General features: G+C 71.7%; 4 protein-coding genes and 1 tRNA gene. 3 read left to right on the forward strand and 2 right to left on the reverse strand.

The annotated features are described in order from the left end of the window. Positions 1 to 151: 151 nt before the first annotated feature. A complete protein-coding gene (locus ACFWXO_RS22745; protein ID WP_380525577.1) occupies positions 152 to 1,111 on the forward strand; it encodes a LysR family transcriptional regulator in 960 nt (319 codons plus the stop codon). Between the two features lie 13 nt (positions 1,112 to 1,124). Here the strand turns inward: ACFWXO_RS22745 and ACFWXO_RS22750 are convergent, their stop codons facing one another. Both ACFWXO_RS22750 and ACFWXO_RS22755 read right to left on the reverse strand, forming a co-directional pair. After that, on the reverse strand, positions 1,125 to 2,135 hold the full coding sequence (locus ACFWXO_RS22750; RefSeq protein WP_375896317.1) for a hypothetical protein: 1,011 nt from the start codon (positions 2,133 to 2,135) through the stop codon (positions 1,125 to 1,127). Beyond that, a complete protein-coding gene (locus ACFWXO_RS22755; protein WP_375896314.1) occupies positions 2,132 to 2,653 on the reverse strand; it encodes a SigE family RNA polymerase sigma factor in 522 nt (173 codons plus the stop codon). The genes ACFWXO_RS22750 and ACFWXO_RS22755 overlap by 4 nt, the downstream gene beginning before the upstream one ends. Positions 2,654 to 2,861: 208 nt before the next feature. Between ACFWXO_RS22755 and hrpA the strand changes: the two genes are divergently transcribed. Together hrpA and ACFWXO_RS22765 are read left to right on the forward strand one after the other, a co-directional pair. Then, entirely contained in the window at positions 2,862 to 6,842 is a 3,981-nt protein-coding gene (hrpA, locus tag ACFWXO_RS22760) for an ATP-dependent RNA helicase HrpA (protein ID WP_380525578.1), read from the forward strand. Between the two features lie 132 nt (positions 6,843 to 6,974). After that, positions 6,975 to 7,048 (forward strand) — tRNA-Asp (locus ACFWXO_RS22765). The last annotated feature ends 386 nt before the right edge of the window (positions 7,049 to 7,434 follow it).

A 7,434-nucleotide genomic window follows, 5' to 3' on the forward strand; every position in this document is an offset into this window, starting at 1 on the left:
TATTTTTTCAAGATTATGTGGTATTAGTTTTTTTTTTGTGGTTTGGTGGGTTGTTTTTTTTTTATATGATACAGCCCGAAAGCCCCCCACCCAACAACAGCCCCGCGCAGCGGCCCCCACCCCCCACAACGGCACCCGCTAGGGTGCCGAGGTGGATCTGGATCTGGCACAGGTAAGAGCCTTCACCGCAACCGCCGAAGAACTCCACTTCGGCCGCGCCGCCGGCCGCCTGGGCATCACCCAGCAGGGCCTGTCGAAGCGGGTGGCCCGCCTGGAGGCCGCCCTCGGCGTCCGCCTGCTGGAACGCGGCGCCCGCGGGGTGACCCTGACCGCCCCGGGCACCCGGTTCCTGGAGCCCGCCCGCCGCCTGCTGTCCCAGGGAGAGCGGGCCGTGGCGGCGGTGGCAGGTGCCGGGCGGCCCCTGCGGATCGACGTGTGGGGCCACCTGTACGCCCCGATGCGCACCCTCGCCCAGGCGGTGGACGCGGCGCCGGGCCTGGAGGTGGAGCCGGTGCCGGGCCGCGACCTGCCCTCCGTGGCGGCCGCGGTGCTGCGCGGCGAGTCGGATGCCGGGTTCGGCCGGGTGCACGCCCTCCCCGGCGGCACCGATGCCGGTCTGACGCACCGCCTGGTCCGCCTGGAGCCGGTGGACGCCCTGCTGAGCGCCGACCATCCGCTGGCGGGCCGCGACGCCCTGGCCCCGACGGATCTGCGCGGCAGCGTGCTGCGCTACCCGGCGGCGGTGGACCGCCTGGACTTCCTGACCCGTTTCGCCACCCGGTTCGGCATCGACGGCCGGGTCGGTTCGACCAACCTCGGCCTGGAGCACTTCCTGGACCAGGTCGCCGCGGATCCGACCTGCTTCTCGCTGGTGCCGGCCGACGGCCCGCTGCCCGGCCGCCCGGGCGTGCGGACCGTTCCCCTGGCCGGCCCGACCCCCCTCTACGCCTGGTCGCTGCTCTGGCGCTCCGACCGGGACGCCGACCGGGGCCGCCAACTGGACTTCCTGCTGGGGGCGTTCACCGCGGAGGCGGCCCGCAGCCGGTGGCTGGAGTACGACCCGGCCCGGGACTGGCTCCCGGACGCCGACGAGGCCGCGCTCCAGCCCTGAGCTCCGGCCCCGCTCACCACCAGGCCTTCTGGGTCCGCAGCACCGATCCGTCGGCCGCGTAGGAGACGACGGTGTTGTTGCCGGGTGCCGGGATGCGGATGACGGCGTACCAGCGAACCGGGGAGTCGCCGACCGCCACCGGCTCCGTCTCGATGACCATGCCGCTCTCCCACTTGACCACGACCCTCTCGACCTCGGGCCGGGCCTTGACGACCACCATCTGCGGGCTGCCCCCCGTGTCGACGACGCGGTTGAGCCCGCGGCTGCCGATCACGGCACCCTGATCGTCCTGCGCCGTCCCGCCCGGGCCGGGAACCGGGTCGACGAAGTCGCCCGGCTGCCGTTTGCCGTCCACGGTCAGATAGACCTCGGCCCGGTCGGTGTTCGGGGTCCAGGGCTGGAGGCCGCCCCCCTGGGGGTCGTCCGGCAGGCGCGGGTCGACGGTTCTCCGCTCCTGCTGGATCAGCCGGGCCTGGGCCAGGCCGTCCGCCGCGGTGGGCGCGGCCGGCCACAGGGCGATCCAGGCTTCCAGGGCGTGGCCGCTCACCGTGCCTTCGTTGATCTTGACCCGCAGCGGCGAGAACGGGTCCCGGGCCGGCCGGGACGGCGAGGGTGTCGCGGAGGCCGTCGGGGCGGCTCCGGCCGAGGAGACCGTCGGGGACACCGGGGCCACCCCGGGCCCCGGCAGCTCCGGCGCCGACGGGGCGCCCGGAGCCGCCGGGGAGACGGCCGCCGGCGGGACCGCCGCCACCGAGGCGCTGCCGGCGCCCCGCCCGTACCCGCCGAACACCGTGCCCGGGCCGCCGATCAGCGTCCCCGCCCCGCCGACCGCGACGACCAGCCCGGCGACCGCCGCCCCGGTCAGCAGCCGGCGCCGCCGCAGCCGCCGCCGCCCGCCGGCCAGCAGCCGGTCGTACGGCACCGGCCCGGCCTCGACGCTGTCGGCCAGCTCGCCCAGCTCCCACGAGACCACGGCCTCGGCCGCCTCCACGTCCTCGTCCCCGGGCATGGACTCCGTGCTCATCTGCTGCTACCTCCGATGCTGGCCAGTCCGTTGAGTGAGGAGGACTCCCGCAGTTTGGCCAGCCCCCGGGCGGCCTGGCTCTTCACCGTGCCGACCGAGCAGTTCATCGCGGCCGCGGTCTGGGACTCGCTGAGGTCCTCCCAGTACCGCAGGACGACGGCCTCCCGCTGGCGCGGCGGCAGGGCGGCGAGGGCGCCGAGCAGCACGGCCCGGTCGTCCGGGTCGGGGCCGGCCGGGGCGGGCCGGTCGGGGAAGGCCTCGACCAGGTACTCGACCGGTCTGCGCCGGTACCGCCGGGCGTGCTCGTTGATCAGGATGCGGCGCACGTAGGCGTTCGGGTCGTCGGCAGCCCGGACCTTGTTCCAGTGCACGTAGGCCCGTTCCAGCGCCTGCTGGACCAGGTCCTCGGCGCCGTGCCGGTCCCCCGCCAGCAGGTAGGCCGTCCGCAGCAGCCGTGACCACGCACTGCCGGTGAACGCCCGGAACTCCTCGTCCCGTGCGGTCTCGTGGGCTCCCATGAGCACCTCCTCCCCCTCCAGAGTCCGGAACCGCCGTGGATCGTTGCCCGGCCCGTCGAACGCGTTCCGCCCGGCCCGCCGGACGCGTTCCGCGCGGCCCGCGCGACCGGGGCGCCCGGCGTTCGCGATTGGGCACCGGCGGCTGTGACACTGGAGGGGCTCGAAAACCGAGGTGCGCTCCGCCGTGCCTCCTTGCGAACCTAGAGGGATGCCCGCAGTGAGTTCTCCCGCAGTCCAGTCCGCCTCCGTTCCCGCCGAGGGTCCCGGAATCGGTGAGCTGGCCGCCCGCCTGCCCGAGCTGACCCTTCGCGACGAGGTGCGGATCGGGCGCCGGCTGGAGGGGGCCCGCCGGGTCCGCAAGCCGGAGGCCCGTCAGCAGGTCGCCGCCGAGATCGCCGCCGAGATCGACCGCGCCGAGCTGCTGGTCGAGCAGCGCCGGGCCGCCGTGCCGAAGATCACCTATCCCGCCGAGCTCCCGGTCAGCCAGAAGAAGGACGACATCCTGGCGGCGATCCGGGACCACCAGGTGGTGATCGTCGCCGGTGAGACCGGTTCCGGCAAGACCACCCAGATCCCGAAGATCTGCCTGGAGCTGGGCCGCGGCGTCCGCGGTCTGGTCGGCCACACCCAGCCGCGCCGGATCGCCGCCCGCACGGTGGCGGAGCGCGTCGCGGAGGAGCTGGACACCCCGCTCGGCGAGGCGGTCGGCTGGAAGGTCCGGTTCACCGACCAGGTCGGCCGGGACACCCTGGTCAAGCTGATGACGGACGGCATCCTGCTGGCGGAGATCCAGACCGACCGGGACCTGCGCCAGTACGACACCCTGATCATCGACGAGGCGCACGAACGCAGCCTCAACATCGACTTCCTGCTCGGCTACCTCAAGCAGCTGCTCCCCCGCCGCCCCGACCTCAAGGTCGTGATCACCTCCGCGACCATCGACCCGGAGCGCTTCGCCCGGCACTTCGGCGACGCCCCGGTGATCGAGGTGTCCGGCCGCACCTACCCGGTCGAGGTCCGCTACCGCCCCGTCCTGGACGACGGCGACGACGAGGCCGACGAGGCGGACCGCGACCGCGACCAGATCCAGGCGATCTGCGAGGCCGCCCAGGAGCTCCAGGACGAGGGCCCGGGCGACATCCTGGTCTTCCTCTCCGGCGAGCGCGAGATCCGCGACACCGCCGACGCCCTCACCAAGCTGAAACTGCGCGGCACCGAGATCCTCCCGCTGTACGCCCGGCTCAGTTCGGCCGAGCAGCACCGGGTGTTCCAGCGCTCCAGCAGCCGCCGGATCGTGCTGGCCACCAACGTGGCCGAGACCTCGCTGACCGTCCCCGGCATCAAGTACGTGATCGACCCGGGCAACGCCCGGATCTCCCGCTACAGCCACCGCACCAAGGTGCAGCGGCTGCCGATCGAGGCGATCAGCCAGGCCAGCGCCAACCAGCGCAAGGGCCGCTGCGGCCGCACCTCGGACGGCATCTGCATCCGGCTCTACTCGGAGGAGGACTTCCTCTCCCGCCCGGAGTTCACCGACGCCGAGATCCTGCGCACCAACCTGGCCTCGGTGATCCTGCAGATGACCGCGGCGGGCCTGGGCGACATCTCCGCCTTCCCGTTCCTGGACCCGCCGGACTCGCGCAACATCAAGGACGGCGTCCACCTGCTGCACGAACTGGGCGCGCTGGACCCGGAGGAGAAGGACCCGCGCAAGCGGCTGACCGCGCTCGGCCGCAAGCTGGCCCAGCTCCCGGTCGACCCGCGGATGGCCCGCATGGTGCTGGAGGCGGACCGGAACGGCTGCGTCCGGGACGTCATGGTGATCGCCGCCGCGCTGTCCATCCAGGACCCGCGCGAGCGCCCGGCCGAGAAGCGCCAGGCCGCCGACGAACGGCACCGCCGGTTCACCTCGGAGACCTCCGACTTCCTGTCCTACCTGGCGATGTGGCGCTACGTCCGGGAGCAGCAGAAGGAGCTCTCCTCCTCGGCCTTCCGCCGGATGTGCAAGTCCGAGTTCCTCAACTACCTGCGGATACGGGAGTGGCAGGACGTCTACACCCAGCTGCGCACCGTGGCGAAGCAGTTGGGCGTGACGATCGAGGAGCCGCATCCCGACGCCGAGCCGGACGCGGACCGGATCCACCAGTCGCTGCTGGCCGGACTGCTCTCCCACATCGGCCTGTTCGACGTGGAGAAGCGCGAGTACGGCGGCGCCCGCGGCGCCCGTTTCGCGGTCTTCCCGGGCTCCGGCCTGTTCAAGAAGCCGCCGCGCTGGCTGATGTCGGCCGAGCTGGTGGAGACCTCCCGGCTGTGGGCCCGGATCAACGCGAAGATCGAGCCCGAGTGGGTCGAGCCGCTGGCCGGGCACCTGATCAAGCGCAGCTACAGCGAGCCGCACTGGGAGAAGAAGTCCGGTGCCGTGCTGGCCTACGAGAAGGTGACCCTCTACGGGGTGCCGATCGTCGCCCAGCGGAAGATCAACTACGGCCGGATCGACCCGGAGCTCTGTCGCGAGCTGTTCATCCGCAACGCGCTGGTCGAGGGCGACTGGGAGACCCACCACAGGTTCTTCGCCGAGAACCGCAAGCTGCTCGGCGAGGTCGAGGAGCTGGAGAACCGGGCCCGCCGCCGGGACATCATGGTGGACGACCAGACCCTGTTCGACTTCTACGACGCCCGGCTGCCCGAGGAGGTCGTCTCCACCCGGCACTTCGACTCCTGGTGGAAGAAGGCCCGGCACGAGCAGCCGGACCTGCTGAACTTCGAGAAGTCGATGCTGATCAACGACGCCGCGGACGGCGTCACCGAGGCCGACTACCCGGACCACTGGCAGCAGGGCAAGCTGCGCTTCCGGCTGACCTACCAGTTCGAGCCGGGCAGCGACGCGGACGGCGTGACCGTCCACATCCCGCTGCCGGTGCTCAACCAGGTCACCGCGGAGGGCTTCGACTGGCAGATCCCCGGTCTGCGGGAGGAACTGGTCACCGCGTACATCAAGTCGCTGCCGAAGGCGATCCGGCGCAACTTCGTGCCGGCCCCGGACTTCGCCCGGGCGGCGCTGCGCGCGGTGAAGGACCGCCAGGAACCGCTGCTGCCGTCCCTGGAGCACGCCCTCAAGCGCCTGACGGCCGTCACGGTGCCCCCGGAGGCCTGGGACGACGAGCGGGTCCCGGAGCACCTCAAGGTGACCTTCCGGGTGGTGGACGGGAAGCGCCGGCTGGCCGAGTCCAAGGACCTGGAGGAGCTGCGGCTGAGGCTCAAGCCCAAGCTCAAGGAGACGCTCTCCTCGGCCGCCTCCGGGCAGGGCATCGAGCAGAGCGGGCTGACCGCCTGGCCGGCCGGGCTGCCGGTGCTCCAGCGCACCTTCGAGCAGCGCTCCCGCGGCCACTCGCTGCGCGCCTACCCGGCGCTGGTGGACGAGGGCGCCACGGTCGGCGTGAAGCTGTTCGACACCCCGCCGGCGCAGGCGCAGGCGATGTGGGCGGGCACCCGCCGGCTGCTGATGCTGACCACCACCTCCCCGGCCAAGTCGATCCAGGGCCGGCTGGGCAACCAGGCCAAGCTGGCGCTCTCGCACAGCCCGCACGGCTCGATCGCCGCCCTGTTCGAGGACGTGGTCGCCGCCGCGACGGACCGGCTGATGACCCTGTCCGGCGGCCCGGCCTGGGACGAGGCGGCCTTCGCCAAGCTGCACGACAAGGTGCGGACGGACCTGTACGACCTGTCCGCGGACACCACGCTCAAGACGGCCACCGCGCTGATCGCCTTCCACAAGGCCTCGACCCGGTTGAAGTCGGTGAGCAGCCCGGTGCTGCTGAACGCGGTGAACGACGTCCGGCTGCACCTGGCCTCGCTGGTGCACCCGGGCTTCGTGACCGCCACCGGCTGGCAGCGGCTGCCCGACCTCAAGCGCTACCTGCTGGCGGTGGACCGCCGGCTGGAGGCGCTGCCCAACCACCCGCAGCGGGACGCCCAGCAGCTACTGAAGGTCCAGCAGGTGCAGCAGGCGTACGGGGAGCTGCTGGCCGCCGTGCCGGCCGGGCAGCAGCCCTCCGCGGAGGTGCTGGCGATCCGCTGGATGATCGAGGAGCTGCGGGTCAGCTTCTTCGCCCAGGGGCTGGGCACGCCGAGCCCGGTCTCGGAGAAGCGGATCACCAAGGCGATGGAGGCGGCCCGGGCCACGCTGTGACCCGGGCGGCACCGCTGAGCTGCGGGTGCGCCGTGGGGCCCTCAGGAGCCAGTTCGACCTGGGGGCCCACCATGGGCTACAGTCTGTCTTGTTCGCAGCGCGGCAAGCGGGTGAACGAGATCAGAACACTCTGGTCCTGTGGAGCAGTTGGTTAGCTCGCCACCCTGTCAAGGTGGAGGTCGCGGGTTCAAGTCCCGTCAGGATCGCCGCAGTGCGAGAGGCCCGGAATCGTCAAGGTTCCGGGCCTCTCGCGTTTGGCCGTACGGCCCTTACTCCGCACCGGATCCGGACCACAAGTGGTTGAACGCGTGACGGTCGTCACCCGCACCCCCGTGGAACCGCCCTCGAAACGACCCGTTCCGGACTCCACTAATTTAATATGTAAAATTGCACTGTTATTCACTGTAAATCCCCCCCGCACCATGCGCACCGAATCGTTATCCGGAGTTCAGCATTCCGACCGTTGGGGGCCGTCGCCGGGTATGACAAAGGGGCCGCGTAACCGACCCCGCGGCGGGCGGGTATCGGCCCCCGCGAAAAATGCATTTGGCGAAAAGGGCTCAGTGGGCTGTAGGGGGATAACCGCCCCCCG

This window comes from Kitasatospora sp. NPDC059088 (genome assembly GCF_042738155.1).
GTDB lineage: Bacteria > Actinomycetota > Actinomycetes > Streptomycetales > Streptomycetaceae > Kitasatospora.

What these genes read in the sequence shown, in the direction of transcription:
- hrpA (WP_380525578.1), top strand. Translation starts at nt 2,862, where the DNA reads ATGCCCGCAGTGAGTTCTCCCGCAGTCCAGTCCGCCTCCGTTCCCGCC.
- ACFWXO_RS22750 (WP_375896317.1), bottom strand. Translation starts at nt 2,135, where the DNA reads ATGAGCACGGAGTCCATGCCCGGGGACGAGGACGTGGAGGCGGCCGAG.
- ACFWXO_RS22755 (WP_375896314.1), bottom strand. Translation starts at nt 2,653, where the DNA reads ATGGGAGCCCACGAGACCGCACGGGACGAGGAGTTCCGGGCGTTCACC.